The organism is Spirillospora sp. NPDC046719 (assembly GCF_040645715.1).
In the GTDB taxonomy this organism is placed as follows: Bacteria; Actinomycetota; Actinomycetes; order Streptosporangiales; family Streptosporangiaceae; genus Spirillospora.
Map to the genome: position 1 here is coordinate 13,490 of NZ_JBEYYT010000041.1, position 25,939 is coordinate 39,428.

Genomic DNA, 25,939 nt, shown 5'->3' on the forward strand with positions numbered 1-25,939 from the left:
CGATCAAGCGGCACTGCCCGGATTATCACTCCAAGATCCGCGTTTGTCGCCCATGCGCGTCCGGCGCCGTCAGCGTTTGCCGCGCTGCCCCTCCGCCAGGCCCTCCGAGATCCGCCGGCCGCCCGCGCGCCGCTGCACCGCCGCCGACAGCACCGGCGCGACGCCGCCCAGCCGGGCGCCGAGCCGCAGCGCGAGCGGCGCCACGTCCACCTCGGCGGTGTTCCGCTCGACCGCCCGCACCGTCGCCCTCGCGACGTCCTGCGGCGTCCGCGTGCCGACGCCCCGCGGCAGCGTGACGCCCGCGTCCGCGAACATCCCGGCATCCCGGATGAACCCCGGGAAGACGGTCGACACGCCGACGCCGTGGGGCCGCATGTCCTCCCGCAACGCCAGGGCGAATCCCCGCATGCCGAACTTCGTCGCGTTGTAGAGCGACGCGTGGCCGGACGCCGTCTTCCCGGACAGCGACGCGATGAACACCAGGTGCCCGCGGCCACGATCGGCCATCCGCTCGCCCGCGAACTTCGCCATCACGATCGGCGCGCGCAGGTTCACGTCCAGGACCCGGTCGACCTGCTCCACCGTGTAGTCCGCCAGCAGCCCCGACGCGGGCAGCGCCGCGTTCGCGACCAGCACGTCCACCGGGCCCGCCTCGTCCAGCAGCCGCTCCACGTCGGCGCGGTCGGCGAGGTCGGCGACCACCGCCCGGCCGCCGAGCCGCTCGGCCAGCGGCTCCAGCACGTCGCCCCGCCGCCCGCTCAGCACCACCGTCGCGCCGCGCCCGGCGAACCCCTCCGCCAGCGCCCGTCCGATCCCGCCCGTCGCCCCGGTCACCAGGACGTTCGCTCCGCGCAGCTCCATGGCCGCGATGATGGCCGATCAGAACCCGATCCGCCACAGCAGCAGGATGATCGACGACAGCGCCAGCCCCACCGCGCCGAGCCGCACGTCGCCCACCACGATCAGCAGGGCGCACCCCACGGCCGTCACCGCCGCCGCCAGCACCAGCCCGCGGCCCCCCGACGCCTCCTTCTCCGGCGGACCGGGGTCGAGCTCGCGTTCCCAGCGCCGGAAGTCGTCCTCAGCCATCGGCACTCCCGAGGGTCGTCCCCCGGATTATGCGGCCGTCCGCCCTGTTCGGCGAGAGGCGGCGGACGGAAAAGCGGCGGCACCCGGGATTGGACGATCGGTCCGATACCGGCGAGTGGGTGCGGACCGCCCGGGATCGGTTGCTAGGCTGCGGAGAGCCTGGGGGAGCAGACACTGATCCGTATCTTTCCCCGGGTTCGGACTCATAGTCGAGGTGAAGGGGTCCCCACCGTGAAGAAGCTGCTGATTCTCGCCGTCGTCGCCCTCGGTGGCTTCGCTGTCTGGCGCCGCCTCCAGCAGGACCGCGCCGAGCTGGACCTGTGGACCGAGGCCACGTCGTCCGACAGCTGAGACGCCGGCGACACCGGGCCCCGGCGTGAGCGGCGCAGAGCCGATCTCCATCGCCTGCATCGATCTCGCCGGGACCACCGTCGCGGACGGCGGCACCGTCGAGACCGCCTTCGCCGAGGCGATCGCCGCCCTGGGGATCGTCTCCGGCACGGCGGCCCACGACCGCGCCATGGCGCGCGTCCGCGAGTCACGCGGCGGCTCGAAGATCGAGATCTTCCGCTCGCTGTTCGACGAGCCCCGCGCCCAGGCCGCGCACCTGGCCTTCGAGCGGTCCTATGACCAGCTCGTCGACCGGCACGGCCTGCGACCCGTGCCCGGCGCCGAACGCGCTCTCGAGCGCATCCGCGGCGCCGGGGTACGCGTATGCCTGCTCACCGGGTTCGGCCGCCGCACCCAGGCCCGCGTCCTCGACGCGCTCGGCTGGTGGGACCGCGTCGACCTCACCCTGTGCCCCGAGGACGCCGGCCGCGGCCGCCCGTGGCCCGACCTCGTCCTCACCGCCGCCCTCCGGCTCGGCGCCGACGACGTCCGGCACATCGCCGTCTGCGGCGACACCGCCAACGACATGCTGACCGGCCGCCGCTCCGGCGCGTCCATCGTCGCGGGCGTCCTCACCGGCGCCCACGACCGCGACCGCCTCCTCGCCGCCGGCGCCACCCACGTCCTGCCCAGCGTCGCCGCCCTCCCCGCCCTCGTCCTCGATGACGCGGCGGTAGCCGACCACCGGTAAGCTTGACGCGCCCACAGGGCAACGAGGGGCCTTAGCTCAGTTGGTAGAGCACCGGCTTTGCAAGCCGGGTGTCAGGGGTTCGAATCCCCTAGGCTCCACCCACCAAGAAGCCCAGGTCAGAACCGGTCCCGATGAGGGCACAGGCTGCGTGGTACGAAGCGAACGCAGCCGCCCTTCTCGGAGATGAAGCGAGGGCGCGTGAGGCCGTGGCCCGCGCCGAGCAGTCCGCCGAGACCACGCGCGACAGCACCTCAGATCTCTCCGTGTGGTCCTTTCCGACTGAGCGCCGAGCCCTGTTCGCTCTGTCGGTAGCGACGCGGACCGGTGACCCCGATGGCGCCCTACGTGCGGCCAAGATGCTGACGCTCGATCCGGGGATGCGGCTCACGACCGTCACGCGCTATCTCGTGGACCTGGCCCGCCGTCTCGACCATCCGGGCCTCAAGACCAACTCTCTCGCCGCCCAGTTCAGGCAGCAGATCCGCGATTTCAACGCCACCGCCCTGACCGACGATGCCGACTTGGAGAGTGCATGAGTCCGCTGCCCACGCAGATGGTCAACCGCTGGCAGAACCGCCAAGAACCAGGACCAGGGCAGGGAGCCGTCTACTGGCACATCCTGGTGGGCGACCAACCCGGAGCGCGGGACATCGCGGACGCAGCGCAAGAGCGACTCGCCGACATTACCGGTCTGCACATGACCCCGGCCAAGTGGCTGCACATCACCACTCTCGTGGTCGGCTCGACCGACGAGATAACCGACGACCAGCAACAGGACATGCTCAGGACGGCGTCAAGCCTTCTCGCCGAGATCCCTTCCGTATCCGTGACGCTCGGCCGCATCCTCTATCACCCCGAGGCCGTCATCCTGGCCATTCGTCCCACCGAAGCCCTTGAACGGGTCCGGGGCGCCATCCAGTCGGCCACGCTGAAGGTGACCGGGCGCGAAGGCCATACCGAAGGCCCCGCACAATGGCTGCCGCACATGACGATCGCCTACAGCGAGACCGAACAGCCAGCACAGCCACTCATCAATGCGCTCGGCCGCGAGCTTCCCAACCGCGAGATCACGATCAACGCCGTCAGCTTGGTCGTCCAACGAGGCCCAGAACGGCTCTGGGATTGGCATCCGGTAGGTCGCGCGACCCTGCTCGGGCGCGGCTAGAACACTGCCGAATTCCGCCGTTTGAGATCAAGGGGCGTCGGCGCTCAGGTCGCTGCGCGGCCCCGCGCCTGGCCGCCCGGAGCGTGCGGCGTGGGCGCCGGTCACCGGGCGGCCGCGCCGGGCCGCGCATCGCGATGCGTCCGCCGGCCTGCCCCGACCGGCCGACACGGGGGTCGCGCCGCCGGGCACCACATGGACCGCGCACCACGCAACAACACGCTGGATCCTGATGTCAGGCAGGGCGCGGGCGAGGTGCTAACCGTACCGGGGGCCCCATAGCAAGCGAGCAAGGACAAACAGACCCACGATCAAGACCGGTGACAGCCATGCGGCTACAGGCGAACGGCGTCCAATGGTGATCAAGACCACCAGAGCGGGGGTCGCTGAGAGGCCGAGAATCAGGCCCAAGGCTTCGCCCAGGGGCACCGGAAGACAGTGAGACTGGCCATGGACTCCGGGCAAGCTGCAGTGAATCCCGTGTGGGAGCGCGACTCCACCGAACAGGACACCCCCCAGGAAGAACCAGAGTCCGCCCAGGAGCCACGCACCCGTGCCGAGCATCAGGCCGAGAACGCGAACCGAGCCGGGCCTAGCGTCCACACCACGGGTACGTCGAGTGTCGATCACCACCAGAGCCCACAGAGCCCCGACCGCAAGCACCTCGGCCAGCGTTACCCAAAACCAGAGCCGGTATCGGTAATCTGCGTCCGGCTCCGTGTTGCAGACGTTGGCTAACCAGGTCGTCGCCGTTATCGTCGCCCAGCCCGCAACGATCGAGGCCACCTGGAGCCGTGTCCCCTGCCACGCTGCCGGGTATTTGATCATGGCGAGATGTTAGACGGGATTGTCCGCCCATCCGGTGGGAACCCAACGGGAACGCCGTGCAGTTGGAGCACGTTCGTTCGTAGAACATCCCGTGCATGGGCCGGACAGCGGCCGTGACAGCAACATCAGCAGACGTCGCCATACTGATCAATTCTCGCCATGAGGTCACCACCGCGAAGCCGGCCAGGGACTCACGGTCACTTGCGGAGTGATCGCCGAGGAAGCCCAGGTCAGCGGTTCGCCAGGTCGGGCGAGGGGTTCACGATCGGTTTTGCGAGCCGGGTGTCAGGGATTCGAATCCCCTAGGCTCCACCACATGCCAGCGGCATCGACCTCTCCGGCCGGCCGCGGGTCTCCCCTCATGCTCCAGTGCGGTTACCGGTGGCTCCACTCGTCGACGACCGACTCGGTCGGCCACCAGGGCACGCAGTCTCACGGCCTGCCGGAATGCCGACCTCCCGAGGGTATGACCGGGAGGTCGGCATTGGCGTGGTTGCCGCGTCGTGCAGTGCCCAGCGCCGCTTTTGCTGCGGCGACCGGCGGCTCTACTCGGTCCGCAGCGCGGTGGCGGTTCGGGTTCGTGCCGCCCAGCCGGCCGGCGGCAGTGCCCCGAGCAGGGCGATCACGATCCCGCCGGCCAGCAGGGGGATGAGCAGCCCGGCGGTGTAGGTGTGGGACACGCTCGGCGGCAGGTGCCGGCCGATCGCGTTACCCATCGGGGTCAGCATCGCCTTCTCCACCGCGACCCCGATCGGTACCCCGATCAGCCCGGCGATCAGGCCGGTGAGTGACACCGAGGTCAGCACCATCGCCATGGTCTGCTTGGGGGTCATCCCGAGGGCTTTGAAGATCCCCAGATCACGAACCCGCTCCCGGGTGTCCTGCACGACCATGCTCAGCACCCCGAGCGCGGCGACCGCGATCAGCATCAGCGTGAGCGTGGCCACCAGGGCGCCCATGGTGATTACGATGATGTTCTTGCCCCCGTCCGAGTTCGGCTGGACCGAGGCGTTCAGCGGGGTCAGCGCGGCGGCGGCCGAGGTCGACCAGTCCGATCCGTTGACGTTCGAGGCCAGCTCGACGTTGAACTGGTCGATGTGCGGGGGCAGTCCGGCGGCGGTGAAGGTGGCCGCATCCGTCATGACCGTATAGTCGCCCGCGTTGGTGTTGAAGTTGATGCCGACGACCTTCAGCGACAGTCGCTTGTTCTGCTGCACCACGGTGATGTCGTCACCGACGTGGATCCCCACCGCCGTGGCGAGCTTGTCGCCGACCACGGCCTCGCCGGGCGCCGAGTACCAGTGGCCGGACAGCAGTTCCAGCTTCGTCCAGGACAAGTCACCGGTGATCGCGAACACCTTCGTCGGTTCGCCGCCGGACGGGCCGCCGACCATGGTCGCACCGCTCTCGCCCCAGCCGAACGCGGCCTTCGTGCCCGGGGTCTTGGCGAGCGCGGCGGCCACCTTGGCGGCGTCCAGGTACGGATGGCGCGGGTCGTTGGGGCCGTAGCGGCCCCAGGGCACGCCTACGTCGGCCGTGGGTATCACGATCTTCGACGCGACGCTGAAGCCTGAGGTGCTGGTGTCCAGGTACCTGTTGAACCCGGTCTCCAGCCCCACCGCGAACGTAGCGCTCACCACGCCGAACAGCACCGCCGCACCGACCAGTACGGCCCGGGACGGCCGGGCGAACGGCTGGGCCAGCCCCAACGACATGGCCCGGGGCAGCGGCAGCCGCGAGGCCAGACGCTGCGCCGTCCGACCGCCCCCGGCCTTGGGGGCGCGGCCGACCACCAGAGCCCGCACCGCCGGCATCCGGCCGGCCCGCAGTGCCGGGATCGAAGCCGTGACGCCGACGATCAGCAGGGTGCCCAGCGGCACCACGGCGCTGACCCACAACGGGATCGTGGCACTGGCGGCGCCGAACTGCTGGGTGGCCCCGCCCAGGACCGGCACAGCCAGGAGGTTGCCGAAAGCCGTGCCGAGCACCACGCCGACTGTCGCCGGGATCATGGCCTGCGCGGTGTAGGCGCGGGCCACCTGCGAAGGGGTGAAGCCCAACGACTTCAGAATCCCGATGCGCCGGATTCCCGCGGCCACGGACCCGCTGACCACGATCGAGATGATCAGCACCGACAGGAACAGCCCGAGGATCCCGAAGGCGACCAGGAACGGCACGTAGGCCTTGGCGTTGCCGGTCGCCTGCTGCTCCGCGGTCAGGTACGACTGTCCGCCCTCGACCGCGCCGGCCGGTGCGGCGGCGGCCACGGCCTGCTTGCCGGTGGCGATGTCGGCGGCGGTCCCGGCCTTGGCGAACCGGTAGAGCATCTGCTCGTCGGACTTGGCGCCGGCGGCGGTGAGCCGCGCGAAACCGCCGGCGGTGGCGAAGGCGGTCGCGCTGTCGGTCACCGAGCCGCCGAAGCCGACGACCTTGAACGACGGCTTGCCCGGCAGGGAGGAGAACACCACCGAACCGCCGAAGCAGACGGTGGCGTAGCGCTGCCCCGTCAGGGCGATCTCGCCCGGGCCGGCCGGCCAGCGCCCCCGGGTCAGCACGAGTTGGTCCATCCCGGAGGTGCTGCCCAGGTCGGGCCGGGTGGTGACGGTGACCGGACCGTTGTCGTGACCGGCGAGATTCTTCTTGGGGCAGTCCGTGCCGACGGTCGTGTCCAGGGCGGCGGCGATCGGGTACGGTCCGGCCGCCTCGGTGACGCCGGCGGCGTGAGCGGTGGCGGTGGCCTGCGCCGCCGTGACCTTCGACCCGTCGAACTGGACCGCCAGGTGCGCCCCGTTCCGAGCACTGAAAGCGTGCTCGAACGGGGCCTGCACGACGGCCAGCAGACCGAGGGAGAGTACTGAGGACGTCACCGCGGCGAACGTCGTCAGGGCCATGACGAGGGACTGGACCCGACGCCGGCCCACGCCGGAGCGTACGACCTTGCCCAAGGCGCTCACCGGCTCACCGCCGGCAGCAGGCGGGCCACAGCCTGGAAGAGGCGCCGGGGCATCGGCGGCTTGCGCAGCGTCATCCGACCGGTCCCGCCGGACGGGTCAGCGGCGTGCGGACGGCCGGGCTGGCACCGCCGCCGTCGTTGATGACGTCCCGCTCGACCGCGCCGTCCACCAGCTCGATCGTGCGGCGCGCGGTGCTCGCGGCCAGCCGCGCATCGTGGGTCACCAGCAAGATGGTCTGGCCCTCGCTGTTCAGGTCCAGCAGCAGCCGGCGCACGCCCTCGGCCGAGTTCGAGTCCAGCGCGCCGGTGGGCTCGTCGGCCAGCAGCAGCGCCGGCTTGTTCATCAGGGCCCTGGCCACCGCCACCCGCTGCCGTTGCCCGCCGGACAGCCGCTGCGGGTAGGCGCCGGCATGCCGGTCGATGCCCAGTGAGCCGAGCAGTTCGACGGCTCGCCGCTTCGCTTCGCCCTTGGCCATGCCGGCCAGCTGCGCCGGAACCATGACGTTGTCCAGCACGGTCAGGTCGTCGAGCAGATTGAAGAACTGGAAGATCATGCCGATCGAGGCCCGGCGGTACTTCGCCGAACCGGCCTCACCGAGCTGGTCGACGCGGGTGCCGTCGACGGTGACGCTGCCGCTGGTGGGCCTGTCCAGGCCGGCGATCAGATTCAGCAGCGTGGACTTCCCGCTGCCGGAATGGCCGAGGATCGCCACGCACTCACCGGACGCCACGGACAAGGTCACGCCGGCCAGCGCGGGCGGGCCGTCGTCGTATCTCTTCGTCGTGTCGCGAAGATCGATCAGCGGTGCATTCGTCATGTCCACGAACCTAGGAACGGACGCCATCCGTCGCGTCGGCCCGCGGATGTCACCGTTTTCACAGGCCATCGGCCCGGCGGTGTATCGGCGTACATCCCCGGGGCGACGCGCGGAGCCGACGCCGCTGAATACGATCTGCGCATGGAAGAGCTTCTCCAGCGACTCTCGACATCGAGGTGGGTGACCTGGCTGACGGCTCAGGCCGTGGTGCTGGCCACCGCCTGCTTCTACGCGCTGATGCTCGCCTGGACGATGCCGGCCTCCCGGACCGGGCTCTTCTTCGTGCTCGCCCTTCCTGTCCTGCTCGTGCGCCGTCTGCCGGCGGTGGTCTTCGCGGCGGTCCTGGGCGAAGCAGTCCTCGGCGACATCTTCGGCGCGCGGCCCTCGATCGTGTTCGTCCTGCTCGTCGCCTTGGGCGGGCACCTCGCCGTCCGGCGGCCGAAGGCTGCCGCCGTCGGTTCCGTCGCGGCCGTCGCGGCCGCGTTCGTCAACGTCACCCACACCCCCGGCGAGACCGTCAGCGACGCGACCCAGTTCGCCGGGGGGCTCGCGTTGTGCTTCGCGGTCGCGTGGGTCTTCGGAGGGGTGTATCGCAAACGCCGTGAATACCTCGAAGCCCTGGAAGAGCAGGGGGCGGCCCGCGCCGTCCTGACCGAGCGGCTGCGGATCGCCCGCGAACTGCACGACAGCGTCGCGCACAGCATCGGGATCATCACGGTGCTGTCGGGAGCGGCGGCGCGGGTCGTTGAGACCAAGCCCGAGCAGACGCGGCAGGCGCTGACCGGCATCGAGACCACCGGCCGGGAGACGCTGCTCGAGCTGCAGCGCATGCTCGGGGCGCTACGCCGCGCCGAGCCGGACGACGCCATGCAGCAGGCCGCTCCGCTGGCCCCGGCCGGCAGCCTGGCCGACGTCCCGCGGCTCGCCGAACGCACCGCCGACGCCGGGGTGCGGGTCCACGTGACCTGGCGGGGCGAGCGGCGTCCGCTGCCGCCGGAGATCGAACTGTCGGCGTTCCGGATCATCCAGGAGTCGGTGACGAACGTGGTGCGGCATTCCGGGGCGCGGACGTGCCGGGTCGCGGTCGGTTACGAGCCGAAAGGAGTGACGATCGAGGTGGTGGACGACGGGGACGACGGTCACGGCGGGCCGGGCCGCCGGAGGCTCTCCGCGGCCGGCGGGAGCGGCTTCGGCCTGCTCGGCATGCGCGAGCGGGTGACGTTGCTGTCCGGCCAGTTCAGCGCCGGCCGGCGTCCGGAGGGCGGATTCCGGGTGACGGCGAGGCTCCCGGCATGAGCGTGCGGGTGCTGCTGGTCGATGACCAGCCGCTGCTGCTGGTCGGGCTCGCGATCCTGATCGGCGACACCGACGACCTGGAGGTGGTCGGCGAGGCCGGCGACGGCCGCGAGGCGGTGCGCCTGGTGCGTGAGCTGCGTCCGGACGTCGTGGTGATGGACATCCGGATGCCGGGCATGGACGGGATCGAGGCGACCCGGCAGGTGACCGCCGAGCCGGACCCGCCCAAGGTGCTGGTACTGACGACCTTCGACGACGACGAGTACGTCTACGGCGCACTGCGCGCCGGGGCCAGCGGATTCCTGCTCAAGAGCATGGCCTTGGACGCGATCCTGGACGCGATCCGCGTGGTGGCGGCCGGCGACGCGCTGATCGCACCGAGCGTGACCCGACGGCTGATCGCGGACTTCGCCGGAACGTCCGGCCCCCCGGCCCCCGAACCGGACGCCGAGCCCGCCGCGGACTCACGTCTCATCGCGGAGATCACCGACCGGGAGCGCGAGGTGCTGGCACTGGTCGGACAGGGGCTGTCGAACACCGAGATAGCCGAGCGGCTGGTGATCAGCGCGGCGACGGCGAAGACCCATGTCGCGCGCCTGTTCGCCAAGCTCGAGGCCCGGGACCGCGTCCACCTGGCGATCATCGCCTTCGAGGCCGGACTCGCACCACGGAGACGGTAGGGCAGGACGAGAAGAACGAACGCCGACCACGAGTCCGCCGCATTCGGAGCTGCGCCGGGCCGCCATCGCGCCACCTCCGCTGGCCCCGCCCCAACCAGCCCATCGGGGGGCGCGCCGCCGCCAAGCGCGCTACTGAGACAGCCGCTCCCTGGTCTCGACGACCTTGCGCCGCTCTTCGCCCAGGCCAGCACCTCGCCATAAGCCCTCCGGGGCATGGCACACGGCAGCGATGAAGTGCCCGTTCGGGCACGCCGTACCGATCTCGAAACGCTCGGGCGGCTCAGCGGCCGCCCATGGCTCACGCCCAAGGCGGTCTCGGGGAACGGGCACCACGCAACGAGTAGGCTGCGGAGACGCCTCAGACGCTAGCCGGCCCAGAGGATGTCGATGATGCGCACGGTCTCTGCCTTGTCGTCGACGAGGAGGGTCAGCATGCCTTGGTTGTCCTTGCCGAAGAAGGCATGGCGCAGCGCCATCTGATCTGCCCGTTCCGGGACGGCATCCCACGGAGACTCCAGGAATTGGAGGAGACGTTCGAGCAGGGGGCCGTTGCGGATCTCCTCGGGCAGCCCGTTCAGCTCTTACAGCGCGCGCGCCCGTAGAAGCCGTCGAAGCGGTAGGTCACACCCGGCCTTCCCAGCCCAGCGGCGTGTACCGCACGAAGGCTTCCTCACGGCCCTGCAGGACGTCCTGGACAGCCTCTTCGTAGCCGGGACGGGTGTAGGCGATGGCTCGTAGGCGCCACTGCTGGAGCAGGGTTCGCACCTGCTTGAACCGCGCCAGGTCGTGCGCAGCGTCCAGCGCCTGGTCATACTCGGCCCGGAACTGCTCCCGGGTGTGACCGTGGGAGCGCGTCGTAGATCGCGGCCGGATCCTCACCGGGATCGTGCGGTGCGGGCGGCACCTCGGGCTGGGCGGTCATGGCCCCAACCTACCTGTGCCCGTTGCGGAACATGGGGCGGAACGGGCGGGCACCGGAGGGACGAGTCGGAGTGTCCCAGTGCAGGTCAGTGGCCCTATGGCTAGTGATCTGGGAAGCGCTCTCCGGAGCCGCGGACCGTGGCGAGTACTCTCCTGTGCGTTGGAGACCGGTCTGAGCACCCAACAGGGTCCGCGGCTCAGGGAGGGTGGGTATGGAACGGCTCCCGGATACGTCTCGGAGTGCGCAGAATCCCGTGGCCCCACCCTCCTTCCGGCCGGACATTTGCTACCAGGCGAGCAGGGACCGCATGCGTACCGGTCAGCGCATTTCGGAGCCGCCATGCGCGGATGGCAGGCGCACGGGCCAATAGCGGGCCATTAGGCAGCGTGGTCAGAGGGCAAGAGCGGTCACCCGCGGGTCGTGGCTTGTCGAGGTGAGAGGCCCGACGGGGCAGGATCACGAAGGCGTGCTCTGGCCGCGTCGGATATTGGAACCCTCCGAATACCTCGGGCATCATCCCTCGGTTGGCCGGGGCTGGGTGGGGGTTGCTTGGATGACAGCGCGGGAGAGTCGGCGCATCGCCAGGCTGAACTGATCGCGGTTCCGGTGCTGGGGTGGTGTTTCTTCCCAGGCGTCCAATATGCCGAGGAGCGGTCTCAGCTCGTCCGGTTCTTGGCATGGGTGCCAGAGCCCCAGCAGGAGGTGACCGCCGTCCTCTGCCTTGAGCGTTCCGGCCTCGATCTGGAGGGCGAGGTCTCGGGCGGTGATCCAGCCTGCTCGGTGGATGTTCAAAGGGTCGAGTACGAGGTCGCTCAAGAGTCGCCGGACGAGGGGGCGGCCTTCGTGGAGGGTGAGCCGGGTCGGTGATTCGCAGGCGAGGGCGATCACGCTTGGGGTCTCGATTCCGGCGACGAGGAGGTCGCAGGCGATCCGGACGGGCTCGCCGGGAAACAGTCTGGCCAGGAAGAGATCGGAGATGTCCTGGTCGAGGACGGCAGCGGCGTGGAGACGATCGAGACGTTGCCACAAGCCGGCAGGTAGATCCATGAGGACGGCCTCGATTCCGGGCTGGGCAGTGGCCGGACCTCGACCGGCCGACCGGCTCGTATTCGTCGTACACGGCCACGCAGCAAGTCTCTGAGACGAAGCCACTGCAAGCATCTTCATTTGACGTCAGCGAGGTGTGTCACTGCTGGTCAGTGGCTTGCTAGGCCGGGTGGGGCCAGGACGGGTGCGCTCGGCTGTCGGGGGCGGTCGATATTCCGTCGCGCGTGGGCTGTGCTCTTCGGATACTGATCAGCATGGATGTGAGAGCGCATGCGGATCAGTGGTTGGCAGGTTGGGAAGCTCGTGATCTGGACCGGGTCATGGCGTGCTATTCGGATGACGTCGACTTCGCGGCGTCAACGGTCGTGACACGTTGGGAACGACCGGACGGCCGGTTGCGGGGCAAGGCGGAGTTGCGTCGCCACTTCGAGCGAGGCTTGGAGCTTGCGCCGGATCTGCGGTTCACTGAAGAGGCGTTCCTGACCAACCCCGGCGGCTACGCCCTGTTGTACCGGCGCGAGAACGGCAACCGTGCGCTGGACGTGGTCGAGCTGGACCAGCACGGGCGGGCTGCACGAGTACGAGCGTTCTACGAGCAGGAACAGCGGTAAGCGTGACGAGCTTTCCCGCCGCTGGTATGTGGCCCTGAGAGGAGCGTCACGGGCCCGCATGCGTCCTGCCATGGGGCCAGCCGTTATCCGGGTTTGCTCGTCTGGGGACGCTGTTCGCGCCGACGTGTGAACGTCCATCTGAGGTGGCCGAAGAGTCCGGCGCCGACCCAGAGCACGCCCGGACCTGCGGTCGGCTCCTCCCACCAGAGCGTCCTGCCGAGGGTCAAAACCAGCCCTGCCACTAGGGTGAAGGCCGATATCACGGCAGCGGTGCGAGTGGCGGCGAAGGACTTCCCGCGGAGACGGCCCTCAGAGTCGTACAGCAAACGGTCATCAAGGCGCATGAGCGCGTTCCACACCCGTACCACGCCTGCCTCCTGGGCCGGGACCCGCGATATGCCCGTGAGCGTCCCACGTAGCGTAGACCCCTCTGGATGAGTGGAAAAGCCTGCCTCGGGCGGTCTTGCATTGCGCGGCACCCGGTGGAGTGGTGGGCCTTTGACGGGCAGGAGTGGCCGTACGTGGTGTTGGTACCTCCTGTTCTCGAAGGTGGACCGCAAGGTGACCCCTTTATGCGCGCCGTTGTCAGACGGCTGCCGGGAGATGAGTAGAGGTCTGGAGAAATGGGGGTGGCCCGTGCTTGGGGGCACGGGCCGGAGGGGGATTCGGGGTCAGTTCTTGCCCCAGAGGTAGGTGGCGGCGGCCATGGCCAGGAGGCTGATCCAGCTGGACACGGCGCGGACGGTGTTCCAGGCGGTCCAGCGGCCGGAGTAGTCCTGCCAGATCTTGGCCGCATCGGCGGCGTGCTTAGGGATGTGCACGCCGTCCAGGTCGTTGTTCATGGGGATGTTGACGGCGAAGCTGGGGAAGAGGGCGCCGAGGACGTAGACGGCGGCCGCGGCCAGGAACAGGATGCCTGCGGCCTTCTGGTTCATCGTCATCAGCAGGACGCCGGCGACGGCCGCGAACACGGGCAGCAGCATGAACATGCCGACGAACAGCGGGTTCTGGATGCGCTGGTTGATGGTCTGCATGGCGTCGATCGCCGAGGCGGGCTTCGCGCCGTTCAGACCCGGCATGACGCCGGTGGAGAAGCCGAAGAAGGTGCCGGCCATTCCGGCGGCCATGATGATCGAAAGGGTGGCCGAGGCGGCCGCGAAAGAGAACTTCATCAGGTCGTCCGATCGTGGGGTTCCGTGGTGCTCTCGAGTCAACCGGTCGGCGTTCCGGTTCGACATCGTTGAGAAGCTCGACCCCATATGCGAGCGTCCACGCAATCGGACTCTTCGGCCATGGTGGGCTGTAGGGCGGTGTCCTCGCATTGGTGACCGCGCGGTTGGACGGTCGCGTGCGGAGCGCTTGCAGCCGCGGCTCAGTTGTCCCTGGCCGCGGCGGCGTGCTTAGGGGGCGGGGACGACGGTGGGGTGGGGCTGGCCGGCGGGGACGAGGAGGAAGACCTTCGGGGCGAGGCGGTCCATGTCGCCGCCGCGGCCGAAGACGAGACCGGCGGCGAAGTCGATGAACTGCTTCGCCACGTCGTCGGTCAGGGCCGTCAGGTCCATGACGACGGGGACGCGTTTGTTGCGGAAGAAGTGCCCGACGTGGAGCGCCTCGTTGTAGTCGCGGGGGCGCAGTGTCTTCACCATCACCCTGCCAGTCTTCCGAAGCTCCGTGCGGCGTCAAGCGGACAACCGAGGGTTGTGGGACGGGTCGGGCGGTTGTTTGTGGGCGCGGTGGCAGCGGGTGTTGGATCGGCGGCGGACAAGGGGGGCGCGGTGCTCGGACGGGATTTCGCGTGGCTGTGGCGTGCGTACGCGGTCAGCACGCTGGGGACGTGGCTGGCGCTGGACGCGTTCCCGCTGATCGCGGTGCTGGCGCTGCACGTGGGGCCCGCGCAGGTGTCGATGATCGCCGCGACGAGCGGGACGGCGGCGGCGCTGCTCGCGGTGCCGCTGGGGCCGTGGATCGAGTTCCAGTACAAGCGGCGGTTGATGGTCCGGGCGGACCTGGTGCGGTTCGCGGTGCTGGTGACGGTGCCGGCCGCGTACGCCTCCGGGGCGTTGACGTACGCACACCTGCTGGTGGTGGCGGTGGTCGTCGCGCTGGCGGACATCGTGTTCCGGGGGGCGAGCGGGGCGCATCTGAAGCAGCTGGTGCCGCAGCGTCATCTGATGGAGGCGAACGGCCGGTTCGAGACGGTGCAGTGGATGGCGACGGCGGTGGGGCCGCCGGCGGGCGGGGCGCTGATCGGGGTGCTGGGGCCGGTGGTGACGGTGCTGCTGGACGCGGTCAGCTACGTGCTGTCGGCGTTGGGGGTCACGAGGATCGCGGCTCCGGAGGCGGAGCCGCCGGTGCGGGCCGGGGGCGCGTCGCGGTGGGCGGAGATCGGTGAGGGGTGGCGGGTGATCGCGGCGGAGCGGGAGCTGCGGCTGCTGTTCGCCAACAGCGTGCTGACCGGGGCGCTCATCATGGCGACGGCTCCGCTGCTGACCTATCTGATGCTGCACGACCTGGGGTTCTCGCCGCTGGAGTACGGGCTGGCGTTCGGGGTGCCGTGCCTCGGCGGGATCCTCGGGGCGCGGGTGTCGCGGCCGCTCGTCAAGCGGTACGGGCGGCGCCCGATCATGCTGGTGTTCGGGGTCGGCCGGGCGTTGTGGCTGGTCGGGCTCGCATTCGTCGGGACGGGGATCGGGGCGCTGCTGCTGGTGATGGCGATGGAGCTGGGGATCATCACCTGCATGGGGGTGTTCAACCCGATCTACGCCACGCGGAGGCTGGAGCTGGTCGAGGCCGGGAAGGTCGCCCGGATGGTCACCGCCTGGACGGTCAGTTCGCGCACCGCCATCGCCGTCCTCACGGCGCTGTGGGGTGTGCTGGGCGGGTTCGTGGGCGTGCGGGCGGCGATCGCGGTCGCGGGGGTGCTGCTCATCGGGGCGTGCGCGTTCCTGCCGTGGCGCCGGGAGCCGTCCGGTGTCACGGGAGACGCGTCGCCCGAGGCCGGGGTCCGCGTCCCGGGGTGACGGGAGGCTCGGTCTCGCGCTGCCAGAGGGTGCGGTAGAGGCCGGGGCGGGAGATCAGTTCGGCGTGGGTGCCGCGGTCGGCGACGCGGCCCTCGTCGAGGACGATGATCTCGTCGACGGCGTCCAGGCCGGTGAGGCGGTGGGTGACGAGCAGGGTCGTGCGGCCTTCGGTGGCGGTGAGGAGGTCGGCGGTGAGCTCGTCGGCGGTCGCGGTGTCGAGGTGCTCGGCGGGCTCGTCGAGGAGCAGGACCGGGAACCCGGCGAGGAGGGCGCGGGCCAGGGCGATGCGCTGGCGCTGGCCGCCGGACACCTGGGCGCCGTGCTCGCCGACGCGGGTGCCGAGGCCGCGGGGCAGCGACTCGATCCAGTCGAGGAGGCGGGCGCGGCGCAGGGCGTCGCGGATCTCGGCGTCGGTGGCGGCGGGGCGGGCGAGCCGGACGTTCTCGCCGATCGTCGAGTCGAACAGGTGGGCGTCCTGCGCGCACAGGCCGATGACCGTCCGGACGTCGTCGCCGGTCAGTTCGCGCAGGTCGGTGCCGTTGAGGGTCACCGAGCCGGACGCGGGCTCCAGGAACCGGAGCAGGACGGAGGCCAGGGTCGTCTTGCCGGAGCCGGACGGCCCGACGATGGCGCAGCGGCGTCCCGGCGCGAGGCTCAGGGAGATCCCGTCGAGGGCGTAGGGGGCGGTGGGCGTCCATCGGGCGCGGAGGTCCTCGACCTGGAGGGTGTACGGCGCGGCGGGCAGCGGCGACGGGTCGGACGGCTCCTCCACGGGTGGCGGGGCGTCGAGCACCGCGAAGATGCGAGCGGCCGAGCGGCGGACCCGTTCCAGGTGCTGGGCGGCGAGGGGCAGGCCCGCGACGACCTCGAACGCGGCCAGCGGGAGCAGGACGATCACGGCGAGCAGCACCCCGTCGAGCGCGCCGGACCGGACGGCGGGCACGCCCACGGCCATCGATCCCCACACGGCCAGCCCGCCCGCGAGGGCGGAGACGGCCGCGCCGAGGCCGGTGGACGCGGCGGAGCGGGCGGTGGCGCGGGTGAAGTCGCGGTCCAGGCGGGCGGCCTCGGCGAGCCGTGCGGGCGCGGCGCCGTAGGCGATGAGCTCGGGGGCGCCCTGGAGGGTGTCGACGACGTGGGACGTGAGGTCGCCGCGCAGGTCGGTGGTGCGGCGCTCGGCGCGGCGCGCCGTCGCGGACGACAGCCAGGGCGCGGCGACACCGGCCAGGAGCAGCGCGAGCAGCAGGATGACGCCCGCCGACGGGAGCAGGGCCCACGCGAGCCCCACGGACGCGCCGCCGACGACGGCGGCGACCGTGCACGGCAGCAGGACGCGGAGGAAGAGGTCCTGGACGGCGTCGACGTCGGCGACGAGGCGGTTCAGCAGGTCGCCGCCGCGGAAGGCGGGGAGCCCGCCGGGGGCGAGGCGCTCCAACCGTTCGTACACGCGCGCGCGCAGGTCGGCCAGGATGCGGAAGGTCGCGTCATGGCCGACGAGGCGTTCGGCGTAGCGGAACACGCCGCGGCCGAGCCCGAACGCGCGGACGGCGACGATCGCGACCATCAGCATCAGCACGGGCGGGTGCTGGGCCGCGCGGGAGATGAGCCATGCGGAGGTCGCCATGAGGCCGACGCCGCTGCCGAGGGCGAGCACGCCGAACAGGACGGCGAGCAGGAGCCGTCCCCGTGCGGGGCGGGCGAGCCGGAGGAGTCGGAGGATCATGCCGCCACCGCCGCGGGCTCGACGGTGACCACCCGGTCGGCGAGGGTGGCGAGGGCCGGGCGGTGCGCGACGAGCAGCACGGTCCGGCCGGTCCTGAGGCGCTCGACGGCGTCGATCACCGCGGCCTCGCTTTCGGCGTCGAGGTTGGAGGTGGGCTCGTCCAGCAGGAGGAGCGGCGCGTCGCGCAGGAACGCGCGGGCGAGGGCGATGCGCTGGCGCTGGCCCGCGGACAGGCCGGCGCCCCGGTCGCCGAGCGCCGTCTCGAACCCGCCGGGCAGGGCCTCGACGAACTCCAGCGCGTTCGCGGCCTCGGCGGCGGCGCGCACGTCGGCGTCGGGGGCGTCGGGGCGGCCGAGCCGGATGTTGTCGGCGACCGTCCCGGCGAACAGGTAGGGGCGCTGCGGGACCCAGGCGATCCGGTCGCGCCAGGCGTCCGGGGCGAAGCCGGCGACGTCGTCCCAGTCGGCGAGGACGCGTCCCGCGTCCGGCCGGACGAACCCGAGCAGCACCGACAGCACGGTCGACTTCCCCGCGCCGGACGGTCCGACGAGCGCGACGGTCTCGCCGGGGTGGACGGTCAGCGAGAAGCCGTCGAGCGCGGGGACGTCGCGTCCGGGGTAGGCGACCGTGACCCCGTCCAGCCGGAGCGTCGCGCGGGACAGGTCCGGGACGTCCGTCCGGGTGCCGGCGGCGGGCGGCGGGGTCTCCAGGACCTCGAAGATCCGGGACGCGGCGGTGAGGCCCTCGACGCTTGCGTGGTACTGCGCGCCGACCTGCCGCAGCGGCAGGTACGCCTCGGGCGCGAGGACCAGGACGAGCAGCGCCGTCTCCAGCCCGAGGCCGCCGTTCACGAGCCGCAGCCCGATCGACACGGCGACGAGCGCGACCGACAGCGTCGACAGCAGTTCGAGGACGAGGGCGGACAGGAACGCGACCCGCAGCGTCGCCATGGTGGCGCGCCGGTGCCGGTCGGTGACCTCGCGGATCCGGTCGGCCTGCGCGCGCGCCCGGCCGAAGATCTTCAGCGTCGGCAGTCCGGCGACGACGTCGAGGAAGTGGGCGGCGAGCACGGACAGCGTCCGCCACTGCCGGTCCATCTTCCGCTGCGTGGTGAGCCCGACGAGGATCGCGAAGACCGGGATGAGCGGCAGCGTCGCGGCGACCGTGACGGCGGACGGCCAGTCGCCGAGCAGGATCCGCAGCCCGACGGCCGCCGGGACGATCACCGCGAGGACGAGCTGCGGCAGGTAGCGGGAGAAGTAGTCGTCGAGGGCGTCGATGCCGCGGGTGGCGAGGGCGGCGAGCTCGCCGCTGCGCTCGCCGGACAGCCAGCGCGGTCCGAGCGCCATCGCGTGGGCGAGGAGCCGGCCGCGCAGCTGCGACTTCACGGCGGCGGACGAGCGGTGCGCGGCGGTCTCCTGCAGCCACGCCACCAGGGCGCGCGCGGCGACGACGGCGAGCAGGAGCAGCATCGGGGTGCGCAGCCCGGTGAGGGTCGCGCCGCGGAGGAACGCGCGGGTGAGCATGTCCGCGAGCAGCGTCGCCTGCGCGATGATCAGCGCGGCGGTGGCGGTGCCGAGCGCCACGGAGGACAGCAGGAAGATCCGGGTGGTCCGGGCGTAGCGCAGCAGCCGCGGGTCGAGGGGCTTCACCGCACCGGCTCCGGCTTCTTCTTCGGCGCGGCCGGGATGTGCGCGGTGCCGATCCGCTTGCGGAACACCCAGTACGTCCACCCCTGGTAGATCATCACGATCGGGGTGAACGCGGCGGCGACCCACGTCATGATCTTCAGCGTGTAGTCGCTGGACGCGGCGTTGTCCGTGGTCAGGGTGCCCGACGCGAGGGTGGACGGCATCACGTCCGGGAACAGCGCGGTGAACAGGGTGGCGACGGCGAGCACGATGGCGGCGCCGGTGCCGATGAACGCCCAGCCCTCGCGCCCGCGCCGGTTCGCGGCGGCGGCGAGCAGCAGCCCGGCGGCGGCGCCCCCGGCGGTCAGCCAGGTCACCGGCTTGCCGTGCTGGAGCTGGGTGATCAGCAGGAAGCTCCCGCCGGCGGCGATCGCGGCGACGACCGCGATCTCCGCGACGCGGCGCGCCCGGAACCGGATCTCGCCGGACGTCTTCAGCGCGAGGAACACCGCCCCGTGCAGGACGAACAGGACCGTCGTGGTGAGGCCGCCGAGCAGCGCGTACGGGTTGAGCAGGTCGAGCAGCGTCCCGGCGAACTCGTGCGAGGCGTCCAGCGGCACCCCTCGCACGATGTTGGAGAACGCGACGCCCCACAGGAACGCGGGCAGCAGGCTGCCCCAGAAGATCGCCCGGTCCCAGCGGGCCCGCCAGCGCGCGTCGTCCCGCTTGCCGCGGTACTCGAACGCGACGCCGCGGACGATCAGCGAGAGCAGGATCGCGAGCAGCGGCAGGTAGAAGCCGCTGAACAGGGTGGCGTACCACTCGGGGAACGCGGCGAAGGTGGCGGCGCCGGCGACGATGAACCACACCTCGTTGCCGTCCCAGACGGGCCCGATGGTGTTGATGACGACGCGGCGCTCGACGTCGTCGCGGCCGAGGACGGGCAGCAGCATCCCGACGCCGAAGTCGAAGCCTTCGAGGAAGAAGTAGCTCGTCCACAGGAAGGCGATGATGACGAACCAGACGGTGGTGAGTTCCATGGCCGGATCCCTCGGTAGGCGGGCTCGGTAGGCGGGCTCAGTAGGCGAACGCGAGCGAGCGCTCGGCGTCGGCGTCGTCGGAGTCGTCGCCGGACGGCGGCGGGGGCAGCACCTCGTCCTCCGTGGGCGGCCCGGCCTTGGCGTACTTGAGCATCAGCCCGACCTCGATGACCAGGAGGACGCCGTACAGCGCGGTCAGCGAGACGACGGAGATGAGCATCGACGTCGGCGACACCCCGGGCGAGACGCTCGCGGAGGTCTTGAGCACGCCGAACACCGACCAGGGCTGCCGTCCGGTCTCGGTGAAGATCCATCCGGCGGAGTTGCCGATGAAGGGGAGCGTCAGCGACAGCACGCCGGCGCGGTACACCCAGCGGTTGGACGGCAGCCGCCCGCGCCGCAGCAGCCACAGCCCGGCGAGCGAGACGAGCGCGGTGAGGATCCCGACGCCGGCCATGACGCGGAAGTTCCAGTAGGCCACGGGGACGGCGGGCCGGTAGTTGCCGGGTCCGAAGCGGGCCTCCTCGGCGGCCTGGACGTCGTTGATGCCCTTGACCTCGCCGTCGAAGCTGCCGGTGGCGAGGAACGACAGGACGCGCGGCACTTTGATCCCGAAGACCTCCCGGTGGCCGTCGGGCGTGCCGATGGTGAGGACGGAGAACGAGGCGGGCCGCTCGGTCTGGTAGAGGGCCTCGGCGGCGGCCATCTTCATCGGCTGCTGCTCGGTCATGACCTTGCCCTGGAGGTCCCCGGTGATCGCGACGCCGATGGAGGCGACGGCGGTGACGGCGAGCGCGACCTTCAGCGACGGGCGGAAGACCTCGATGTTCTTGCGCCGGGCGAGGTGCCAGGCGCTGACGCCCGCCATGAACAGGCCGCCGGTGACGAACGCCGCGGTGATCGTGTGCGGGAACGAGACGAGCTGGGTGGGGTTGGTGAGGACGGCCCAGAAGTCGGTGAGGCGGGCGCGTCCGGTCGCGTGGTCGATCCGGTAGCCGACGGGGTGCTGCATCCACGAGTTGGCGGCGAGGATGAAGTACGCCGACAGCAGGGTGCCGATGTGGACGAGCCAGATGCAGGCGTTGTGGAGCCGGCGGTCGAGCCGGTCCCAGCCGAAGATCCACAGGCCGAGGAAGGTCGACTCGACGAAGAACGCGAGGAGGCCCTCGATGGCGAGCGGGGCGCCGAAGATGTCGCCGACGAAGCGGGAGTAGTCACTCCAGTTCATCCCGAACTGGAACTCCTGCACGATGCCGGTGACGATCCCCATCGCGAAGTTGATCAGGAAGAGCTTCCCCCAGAACTTCGTAGCGCGCAGGTACCGCGTCTTGCCGGTCCGCAGCCACGCCGTCTCCAGACCCGCGACCAGGGCGGACAGTCCGATGGTGAGCGGGACGAACAGGAAGTGGTAGACGGTGGTGATCCCGAACTGCCACCGTGCGATGTCGACCGAGTCCATGGGCGGGTGCCTCTCCGGCTCATCTACTACAAGCTGTAGTACTACGTCCTGTAAGAAATACTACGGCTTGTAGTACTACGAGTCGTCGTAACGTCGCTCACACGGCGCCCGCCCGCGCACGCGCCTAGACTCGCGCGCATGGAGCTGAGGGACGCCACCCGCATGATCCTTACCGAGTCCGCCGCGCACCCGGAGCTGCTCCGGGTCAGCCGGCAGGCGCACGACGCGCTGGCCGCGGGACGGCCGGTGCCGTACACGGAGCTGAGCTGGATGCTCAGGGAGGCGGCCCGCAAGAACGTCTACCCGGCCGTCCGCGCCCGGTACGGCGCCGACGCGTTCGACGGGATGGTCGTCGCGCTCGGCCGCGAGATCGACCGGCAGGCGCCGGTCGTCCGCCGCTAGCGGCGCGGCTTCGGGTAGCCCGACTCCAGGTAGTCCTCGGGACGGGCCGTGGGCGGCCGCGGCCGCTCGCGCGACCGGTCCGCCAGCGCGTTCAGCCACAGCAGCGCGACCGCCGAGACGACGGCGAGCCCGGTCCAGTTCAGGATCGTGATGAGGTGGTCCTGCGCGCCGGTGGCGCGCGGCAGGTAGCCGCGGTCCAGCAGGTGGAACTGCCACGGCGTCCCGGTCAGGTAGAGCGTCACGGCGATCGCGAGGCCGTGCATCGAGTCCCACAGCCCGTGCAGGACGGACACGCCCGCGTAGGCCAGCACGACCGGCCCCGTGACGTGCCAGCGCGTGCGGGAGGCCGCGAACAGCACGCCCGCGATGATCGCCGTCCACAGGCCGTGGCCCAGCGGCGACAGCAGCCCGCGCAGGATCTCCGTCTCGACCATCGAGCGGACGCTGATGCCCTGCACGGTGAACAGCGCGTTGAACGCGTACCCCGCCGACTCGAACGCGGCGAACCCGAACCCGACGGTCGCGCCGAGGACGAGGCCGTCTCGCCGTGTGCGCGCGCGGAGGTGTCGTGCGACGTAGAGCAGCGCCGCTACCTTGACGGCCTCCTCGATGAATCCCACGCCGAAGTACCGCCACAGCGACGGATGCAGCAGGTACCGCTCCAGCAGCGACGCGCCGAGCACGCCGAGGACACCGCCGACGACGAACGCGCGGAACAGCAGCGGGACGGTGACCTCTCCGGACGTCCCGTGCTCGTAGGCCCACACCACGAACGTCACCGGGACGAGGAAGCTGCCCAGCAGGACGATCGTCGGCAGCAGGTTCGCGTTCGCGGTGACCACGGTGACGAGGACGGACGCGGCCCACAGCGCGAGACCCGCCCAGAACACCCGCAGCCAGGGCTTCGGCGGCCCCGCCGTGCTCGTCGTCGGTCGCACATCGTCTCCTTCCGCGACGAGTCGCTACCCGGCGTCGTCGGCGGCGAACCGGAAGGTGGCGATCCTCATACGCCCTGTCCTCATACGCCCTGCGCGCGCGCCTCTCCGCGCCGTGCCCGGCTCAGGAGGCGGCGGTGGCGCGGAAGGTGCGGCGGTAGGCGGACGGCGAGGTCCGCATGGCGCGCCCGAAATGGTGCCGGAAGGTCACCGGGCTCTCGAAGCCGACCGCCGCGCCGATCTCCTCGATCGGCACCGCGCCGTCCTCCAGCAGCGGCAGCGCGGCCATGATCCGCTGCGTGACGACCCAGCGCAGCGGGCTGGTCCCGGTCTGCCGGTTGAAGTGCCGGATGAAGGTGCGGGGCGCGAGGTGCGCCTCCCGCGCCATCCGCGCGACGGTGATCGGCTCGGCGAGGTGGTCGAGCGCCCACCGCATGCTCCGCGCGACCGGGTCGTCCTCGGCGGGCGGGGTGACGGCGGCCTCGACGAACTGCGCCTGCCCGCCCTCCCGGTGCGGCGGGACCACCAGGCGGCGCGCGACCGCGTTGGCGACGCGGGCGCCGTGGTCCTTGCGGACGAGGTGCAGGCACATGTCGAGCCCGGCGGCGCTGCCCGCGCCGGTCAGGACGTCGTCGCCGTCCACGTACAGCACGTCCGGGGTGACGCGGACGTCCGGGTAGCGGCGCTGCAGCAGGTCCGCGTACCGCCAGTGCGTCGTGGCCTCGCGCCCGTCCAGGAGGCCGGCGGCGGCCAGCGCGAACGCGCCGGAGCAGATCGACACGACGCGGGCGCCGCGCGCGTGCGCCTTCCGCAGCGCCGCGACGACCTCGGGCGCGGGGTCGCCGCGGACGTCCGGGACGGCGACGACCATCACCGTGTCGGCGGACGCGAATGCGTCCAGGTCGTGCTCGGCGGCCATCGTGAACCCGCCGACGGCGCGCATCGGGCCGCGCTCCAGCGAGCAGACCCGCAGGTCGTACCAGGGGACGTCGAGTTCGGGACGGGGCAGGCCGAACACCTCGACGACGGAGCCGAGCTCGAACGGCGCCATGCCGTCGAACGCCAGCACCGAGACGGTGTGCCGGCGGCGGGGGGCGGCGAGGCGAATGGCGGCCGGAGCAGCGGGGTGCATGGCGGCGGGAGCAGTGGGGGCGGCGGGGCGCATGGCGCGATATTAGCGGTACCCGGCATTCATGCCACTCCCGGATACCCGGCCCTCAGCCTGAGAATCGAGGCATCCGAGCGAAAACGATCGGATCGAGTAGAAGGAGTCGCCGATGAGCGCCGTCAACGCCGTGCCCGCCGCCCGCCCCGACGAGGCGCGCCGGCACTTCGCCGCCCGCCTCGCCTTCGAGACCGACGCCTCCGACGTGGCCGCCGACCTCGCCGCCGGGACGCCCGGGATCGTCGTCGTCGACACCCGCAGCGCCGAGAGCTGGGCCCAGGGGCACGTGGACGGCGCCGTTCACCTGCCGACCGCGGAAATCGCGGCGCGCGCCGCCGCGTTGCTCCCTGAGGGCGCGACCGTGGTCGTCTACTGCTGGGGACCGGGCTGCAACGGCGCGCAGAAGGCCGCCCTGGAGTTCGCCAAGCTCGGCCGTCCGGTCAAGGAGATGATCGGCGGGTTCGAGTACTGGGCGCGCGAGGGATACCCCGTCGCGACCGCCTCCGGCGCCGTCACCCGCCGGTCCCCGGACCCCCTCACGGCGCCCGTCACGGGCATCTCCTGCGCATGCTGAGGCGGCCGGGGCGAATGTTCCACCCGGGACGGGGCATAAGGAGGCACCCGGCCGACGTTAGACTCTACGAATCAATCTTCGGCGCCCCGATGGCGCCAGGCTCGTCCTTGTAGCGCACCGATCGCGTTTCCGGCGATCACACCGTGGTGCCTCCCGAGACGTGCCCCCCTCTCGGAAGGTAATGCGTGACCACAGCTGCTGCTGCACAGAACCCGTCCGCCGACCTGCCGGCCGCGCCCGAGGGCGTGACCGCGGACGTCGAGCGGGTTCCCACCTTCGCCGAGCTCGGCCTCCCGGCCGCGCTGGTGTCCGCCCTGGCCCGCCAGGGCATCGAGGCCCCGTTCCCGATCCAGGCCGCCGCGATCCCCGACGTCATGGCGGGACGCGACGTCCTCGGCCGCGGTAAGACGGGCTCCGGCAAGACCCTCGCCTTCGGCCTCCCGCTGCTCGCCCGCCTGTCGGGCCGCCGCGCCGCGCCGAAGCGCCCGCTCGCGCTCATCCTCGTCCCGACCCGCGAGCTGGCCCAGCAGGTGCAGACCAACCTGGAGCCGCTCGGCCGCGGCCTCGGGCTCAAGTTCAAGACCGTTATCGGCCAGACGTCGATGTTCAAGCAGATCGACGCGCTGCGCCGTGGCGTCGAGGTCCTCGTCGCCACCCCCGGCCGGCTCAAGGACCTGATGCGGCAGGGCGCCTGCGACCTGTCCGACATCGAGATCGCGGTGCTGGACGAGGCCGACCACATGGCCGACATGGGCTTCCTGCCCGACGTCACCGACATCCTGGACGCCGCCAAGCCCGGCGGGCAGCGCCTGCTGTTCTCCGCGACCCTCGACAAGGACGTGGACGTCCTCGTCAAGCGGTACCTGAACGACCCGGTGACGCACGCGATCGGCCCGGTGGACGAGTCCGTCGACACGATGGAGCACCACCTGCTGCTGGTCGCGCCCAAGGAGAAGGGCGCGATCACCGCCGAGATCGCCAACCGCGAGGGCCGGACGATCCTGTTCGCCCGCACCAAGCACGGCGTCGACCGGCTCGCCAAGCAGCTCACCCAGGTGGGCGTCCGCGCGGCGGGCCTGCACGGCGGCAAGAGCCAGGGCCTGCGCACCCGCACGCTCGCCGAGTTCCGCGAGGGCTCGATCAGCGTGCTGGTCGCCACGGACGTCGCGGCCCGCGGCATCCACGTCGACGACGTGTCGCTCGTCATGCACGTCGACCCGCCGGCCGACCACAAGGACTACATGCACCGCGCGGGCCGCACCGCCCGTGCGGGCGAGCGCGGCACCGTCGTCACGCTCGTCCTGCCGCACCAGGTCCGGTCCACGTCCGCGATGACCCGCCGCGCCGGCATCAACGCGCCGCGCGTCCGGGTGGCCAGCGGCGACGCCGAGCTGGTGAAGCTGACCGGGGCGCGCGTCCCGTCCGGCATCCCGATCGAGGAGCCGCTCATCCCGGAGCGGCCGCGCCGCGAGGGCGGCCGGGGCGGCCGTCCGGGCGGGCGCC

Annotated in this window: 25 protein-coding genes and 1 tRNA gene; 12 read left to right on the plus strand and 14 right to left on the minus strand. The window is 71.4% G+C overall.

All coding sequences use genetic code 11. The features are described 5' to 3' along the window. Positions 1-69: 69 nt before the first annotated feature. A complete protein-coding gene (locus ABZ914_RS10405) occupies positions 70-861 on the minus strand; it encodes an SDR family NAD(P)-dependent oxidoreductase (RefSeq protein ID WP_500192730.1) in 792 nt (263 codons plus the stop codon). A gap of 18 nt (positions 862-879) precedes the next feature. Beyond that, positions 880-1,089 carry a hypothetical protein gene (locus ABZ914_RS10410; RefSeq protein ID WP_190857712.1) on the minus strand — a complete coding sequence of 70 codons (210 nt, stop codon included), beginning with the start codon at positions 1,087-1,089 and terminating at the stop codon, positions 880-882. Positions 1,090-1,320: 231 nt separating this feature from the next. Between ABZ914_RS10410 and ABZ914_RS10415 the strand changes: the two genes are divergently transcribed. From ABZ914_RS10415 to ABZ914_RS10435, 5 genes are all read left to right on the plus strand, one after another. Then, positions 1,321-1,440 carry a DLW-39 family protein gene (locus tag ABZ914_RS10415; protein WP_211238580.1) on the plus strand — a complete coding sequence of 40 codons (120 nt, stop codon included), beginning with the start codon at positions 1,321-1,323 and terminating at the stop codon, positions 1,438-1,440. A 25-nt stretch (positions 1,441-1,465) separates the two neighbouring features. Beyond that, positions 1,466-2,170, plus strand: a complete 705-nt coding sequence (locus ABZ914_RS10420; protein ID WP_347256746.1) for an HAD-IA family hydrolase — start codon at positions 1,466-1,468, stop codon at positions 2,168-2,170. Between the two features lie 25 nt (positions 2,171-2,195). Beyond that, positions 2,196-2,268, plus strand: a tRNA-Ala gene (locus tag ABZ914_RS10425). Between the two features lie 108 nt (positions 2,269-2,376). Next, a complete protein-coding gene (locus ABZ914_RS10430) occupies positions 2,377-2,706 on the plus strand; it encodes a hypothetical protein (protein ID WP_500192731.1) in 330 nt (109 codons plus the stop codon). Next, positions 2,703-3,335: a 2'-5' RNA ligase family protein gene (locus ABZ914_RS10435; protein ID WP_500192732.1), complete on the plus strand. Its 633-nt coding sequence runs from the start codon at positions 2,703-2,705 to the stop codon at positions 3,333-3,335. The genes ABZ914_RS10430 and ABZ914_RS10435 overlap by 4 nt, the downstream gene beginning before the upstream one ends. 1,370 nt (positions 3,336-4,705) lie before the next feature. On the opposite strand, the gene ABZ914_RS10440 is transcribed toward ABZ914_RS10435, so the two are convergent. Beyond that, entirely contained in the window at positions 4,706-7,051 is a 2,346-nt protein-coding gene (locus ABZ914_RS10440) for an ABC transporter permease (protein ID WP_500192733.1), read from the minus strand. 133 nt (positions 7,052-7,184) lie between these two features. Beyond that, positions 7,185-7,931: an ABC transporter ATP-binding protein gene (locus ABZ914_RS10445; protein ID WP_500192734.1), complete on the minus strand. Its 747-nt coding sequence runs from the start codon at positions 7,929-7,931 to the stop codon at positions 7,185-7,187. A 141-nt stretch (positions 7,932-8,072) separates the two neighbouring features. Here ABZ914_RS10445 and ABZ914_RS10450 point away from each other — a divergent pair, with 141 nt between their 5' ends. Both ABZ914_RS10450 and ABZ914_RS10455 read left to right on the plus strand, forming a co-directional pair. Next, positions 8,073-9,227, plus strand: coding sequence for a sensor histidine kinase (locus ABZ914_RS10450; protein WP_500192735.1), 1,155 nt, complete (start codon positions 8,073-8,075; stop codon positions 9,225-9,227). Beyond that, positions 9,224-9,907, plus strand: a complete 684-nt coding sequence (locus ABZ914_RS10455; protein WP_433144490.1) for a response regulator — start codon at positions 9,224-9,226, stop codon at positions 9,905-9,907. Before ABZ914_RS10450 ends, ABZ914_RS10455 begins: the two co-directional genes overlap by 4 nt. Positions 9,908-10,528: 621 nt before the next feature. Here the strand turns inward: ABZ914_RS10455 and ABZ914_RS10460 are convergent. Next, a complete protein-coding gene (locus tag ABZ914_RS10460) occupies positions 10,529-10,786 on the minus strand; it encodes a DUF6247 family protein (protein ID WP_500192736.1) in 258 nt (85 codons plus the stop codon). A 556-nt stretch (positions 10,787-11,342) separates the two neighbouring features. Further along, positions 11,343-11,876, minus strand: a complete 534-nt coding sequence (locus tag ABZ914_RS10465; RefSeq protein ID WP_500192737.1) for a hypothetical protein — start codon at positions 11,874-11,876, stop codon at positions 11,343-11,345. Between the two features lie 254 nt (positions 11,877-12,130). Between ABZ914_RS10465 and ABZ914_RS10470 the strand changes: the two genes are divergently transcribed. Next, complete coding sequence (locus tag ABZ914_RS10470) at positions 12,131-12,487, plus strand: nuclear transport factor 2 family protein (protein ID WP_500192738.1); 357 nt, start codon at positions 12,131-12,133, stop codon at positions 12,485-12,487. A gap of 671 nt (positions 12,488-13,158) precedes the next feature. On the opposite strand, the gene ABZ914_RS10475 is transcribed toward ABZ914_RS10470, so the two are convergent. Together ABZ914_RS10475 and ABZ914_RS10480 are read right to left on the minus strand one after the other, a co-directional pair. Then, entirely contained in the window at positions 13,159-13,659 is a 501-nt protein-coding gene (locus ABZ914_RS10475; protein ID WP_500192739.1) for an anthrone oxygenase family protein, read from the minus strand. Between the two features lie 228 nt (positions 13,660-13,887). Next, a complete protein-coding gene (locus ABZ914_RS10480; RefSeq protein ID WP_500192748.1) occupies positions 13,888-14,133 on the minus strand; it encodes a cell division protein SepF in 246 nt (81 codons plus the stop codon). A gap of 129 nt (positions 14,134-14,262) precedes the next feature. Here ABZ914_RS10480 and ABZ914_RS10485 point away from each other — a divergent pair, with 129 nt between their 5' ends. After that, positions 14,263-15,507: an MFS transporter gene (locus ABZ914_RS10485; protein ID WP_500192740.1), complete on the plus strand. Its 1,245-nt coding sequence runs from the start codon at positions 14,263-14,265 to the stop codon at positions 15,505-15,507. Here the strand turns inward: ABZ914_RS10485 and cydC are convergent. Genes cydC through ABZ914_RS10505 form a run of 4 tightly spaced genes read right to left on the minus strand, consistent with a single transcriptional unit; the run spans position 15,461 to position 21,360 of the window. Beyond that, positions 15,461-17,230 (minus strand): thiol reductant ABC exporter subunit CydC, encoded by a 1,770-nt coding sequence (gene cydC / locus ABZ914_RS10490; RefSeq protein WP_500192741.1) that lies wholly within the window; start codon positions 17,228-17,230, stop codon positions 15,461-15,463. The two genes, ABZ914_RS10485 and cydC, sit on opposite strands and share 47 nt — an antisense overlap. Further along, positions 17,227-18,882, minus strand: coding sequence for a thiol reductant ABC exporter subunit CydD (cydD, locus tag ABZ914_RS10495; RefSeq protein ID WP_500192742.1), 1,656 nt, complete (start codon positions 18,880-18,882; stop codon positions 17,227-17,229). The genes cydC and cydD overlap by 4 nt, the downstream gene beginning before the upstream one ends. After that, positions 18,879-19,901 (minus strand): cytochrome d ubiquinol oxidase subunit II, encoded by a 1,023-nt coding sequence (cydB, locus tag ABZ914_RS10500; RefSeq protein ID WP_500192743.1) that lies wholly within the window; start codon positions 19,899-19,901, stop codon positions 18,879-18,881. The genes cydD and cydB overlap by 4 nt, the downstream gene beginning before the upstream one ends. 37 nt (positions 19,902-19,938) lie before the next feature. Then, positions 19,939-21,360 carry a cytochrome ubiquinol oxidase subunit I gene (locus ABZ914_RS10505; RefSeq protein WP_500192744.1) on the minus strand — a complete coding sequence of 474 codons (1,422 nt, stop codon included), beginning with the start codon at positions 21,358-21,360 and terminating at the stop codon, positions 19,939-19,941. A gap of 138 nt (positions 21,361-21,498) precedes the next feature. Between ABZ914_RS10505 and ABZ914_RS10510 the strand changes: the two genes are divergently transcribed. After that, positions 21,499-21,762, plus strand: a complete 264-nt coding sequence (locus ABZ914_RS10510) for a hypothetical protein (RefSeq protein WP_500192745.1) — start codon at positions 21,499-21,501, stop codon at positions 21,760-21,762. Here the strand turns inward: ABZ914_RS10510 and ABZ914_RS10515 are convergent. Together ABZ914_RS10515 and ABZ914_RS10520 are read right to left on the minus strand one after the other, a co-directional pair. Beyond that, entirely contained in the window at positions 21,759-22,700 is a 942-nt protein-coding gene (locus ABZ914_RS10515; protein WP_500192746.1) for a PrsW family intramembrane metalloprotease, read from the minus strand. The two genes, ABZ914_RS10510 and ABZ914_RS10515, sit on opposite strands and share 4 nt — an antisense overlap. Before the next feature lie 121 nt (positions 22,701-22,821). After that, on the minus strand, positions 22,822-23,829 hold the full coding sequence (locus tag ABZ914_RS10520; protein ID WP_500192749.1) for a helix-turn-helix domain-containing protein: 1,008 nt from the start codon (positions 23,827-23,829) through the stop codon (positions 22,822-22,824). A 145-nt stretch (positions 23,830-23,974) separates the two neighbouring features. On the opposite strand from ABZ914_RS10520, the gene ABZ914_RS10525 reads away from it, so the two are divergent. Further along, positions 23,975-24,436, plus strand: a complete 462-nt coding sequence (locus ABZ914_RS10525; RefSeq protein WP_190857737.1) for a rhodanese-like domain-containing protein — start codon at positions 23,975-23,977, stop codon at positions 24,434-24,436. Positions 24,437-24,681: 245 nt separating this feature from the next. Beyond that, a partial coding sequence (locus ABZ914_RS10530; protein ID WP_500192750.1) for a DEAD/DEAH box helicase occupies positions 24,682-25,939 on the plus strand: 1,258 nt, incomplete at its 3' end.